Source organism: uncultured Methanobrevibacter sp., from assembly GCF_937898925.1.
Classification (GTDB): domain Archaea; phylum Methanobacteriota; class Methanobacteria; order Methanobacteriales; family Methanobacteriaceae; genus Methanobrevibacter.
On sequence record NZ_CALDKF010000011.1, the window covers coordinates 1 to 2,207 of the forward strand.

Sequence of the window (2,207 nt, forward strand, 5' to 3'; positions counted from 1 at the left end):
TCACCTGTTACATTTGTGATATGTGCTATAGAGATTACTTTTGTATTTTTTGTTATTTGTTTTTTTATGTCATTTATATCATTAATTTTTTCAAGCATACTATCACTTAATATCTTTTAAATCAGTTAATATTTCATATACATATTTTTCTGTTTCATTAAATGCTATTTTAGAAGAAACAATTGCAGAAGGATTTATCATTAACAAATCCTTTCTTTTAATTTCAGTATCTACAGACTTATTTTTCTTATACATTTCGGAAGTCTTGTCAAAATATGACTTTGACTCAAGCACAAATCCGACGCCTTTTTCGTAGTCAAGCCCTATTTCTACTGATTCTTGAGAAGCAGCTACTTCAATACAAAAATTTAAAAATCTTGTTAAAGCCTGTTTAACAGCTTTAGGAGCTTCTTCGACAAATGAAAAGTCTTTTTCTAAAGATAGCTTATCTTCTACCATTAAATTAATATTTGCCGTTACAAGCGACTTTGGGAATGATGCCTTAAATGCTTTAGTAAAGCATCCTGCAGCAAATTCACAAATTGATTGATTTTCAGCGAAAATTGCATATCCATCCTTGAATATTACAACAACACCTTCTGCCTCATAAAGATTTTTTTCTACATCAACACTAGTAAGCTTCTTTTCATTTACTATTGCTTCCATAGATGATGCTGTTGGTATGCAAACAGCCTCAAAGACATTTTCAACATCCAGTTCTTCATCAGCGATTAAGCAAACAGCAATAGGCTTATCTAATGCTGGAACACAATAGCCCTCTGAAAGGGATTGTGAAATCAGCATTGGCAAGGAATAAACAGCAGCACCAAGTTGAAGATCTGTATTAAGCTCATTTATTTTGCTTAAGCAATCATTTAAGCTTTTAACAGAGATAAAACCATATTCCACTGGTTTTGCACTAATATTGCATACAAGCAATAATGATGAGAATATTGCAATTAAACATTTTTTCATAACACTTTCCTTTCTAATTAATTATTTTCTTTCCTACAAAAATAAAAACATTTTTATGAGTTGACTTAAATGGTTCCAATTCATGCTTCAGCTCCTCAAAGGTTAAATCAATAGGAGCAAAAACAAGAAGTGGAGCCTGACCTGATGCAATATAATTCTTAAACACAGAATCATCTATTGACAAATCACGCTTCCAAGCCTCTGCTTGAACAATTACATCCTTTATTGTCCCTGCATTAGAAACATCATATTCCTTTTGCTCAAGAATTGGATTGATGCTTTCAGAATTATCTGGCCAAATTTCCTTTATTGCTATAAGCTTTTTACCGACAGCATTAGCCTGCTTTGTGAGATGTAGCTCCAAAGGCTGAGCCAATCTTTCAGAGCGTTTTAGCCATGCATCCTGAGGCAGAAAAGCTTTATAATAAATTTGATTTATAGGAGCTTCTACCTTTATTAACTCCTTAACCTCTAATTGACTTATTAAAGCAGCCATCCCCGAGATATCTGTTAAAGAAACACCTGTTGCATATTCTAACTGTGCGTATGTATCCTGCTTAAGGGCATGTCTTTCGTTTAGATATTCAACAAAGGCAACTGGTTGAATAGCTGGAGCAGAGTTAATTGAAAGGCCTTCCTTTGTTAGCTTAACTGTAATTTCATTATTACGAGGAGGTGATGCTTCTGGGCGAGCCTCTGGTCGAATAATAATTTCCACTTTTGCTCCTTCAATACCAATAACATTCTTACTTACCAAGGATTTTTCATAGGCTTGGCCTTGAGGAGCATTTTTAGGGATATCAAAAACAGACAATGGTTCATTATACATAGAAATGATTGAGCCAGGTCCCTCAGAATCGCCAGCAAAGGTCTCAGACCCATCTGCTTGCTTATTCCATTTAGCTCCTAAATATATAAATGTAGTGGGAGCCATTATTTGATTTTTCACTGCATCAAAAATATAATCTGTTATTGGACGTTCGACTCCATTATATTTTACACTTACAGAAAAATGCTCTCCCTTTGACCAAAAGCATAGTATAGAATAATCGACCGAGCGTCCACGCTTTGTTCCTAAGGATTCGATTGCTTTACAGATTGCTGTTGGTGTAGCATAGACCTTAAATAGTGCTTCATAATCATGACCACTATTTAAAGAAATTACAGCAAACTCGCTAATACCCTTTTCGGTTATTTCCGTTGTTATTGCATCAAGAATAATTTCTTTTTTT

2 protein-coding genes are annotated in these 2,207 nt (G+C 34.1%); both read right to left on the minus strand.

All coding sequences use genetic code 11. The annotated features are described in order from the left end of the window. Window positions 1-102: 102 nt before the first annotated feature. Window positions 103-975 carry a hypothetical protein gene (locus Q0409_RS00875; protein ID WP_298534078.1) on the minus strand — a complete coding sequence of 291 codons (873 nt, stop codon included), beginning with the start codon at window positions 973-975 and terminating at the stop codon, window positions 103-105. 13 nt (window positions 976-988) lie between these two features. Next, on the minus strand, window positions 989-2,207 hold a 1,219-nt coding region (locus Q0409_RS00880; RefSeq protein WP_298534080.1), incomplete at its 5' end, for a hypothetical protein.

Coding starts and splice junctions, on each gene's coding strand:
- Q0409_RS00875 (WP_298534078.1), bottom strand. CDS start 975: ATGAAAAAATGTTTAATTGCAATATTCTCATCATTATTGCTTGTATGC.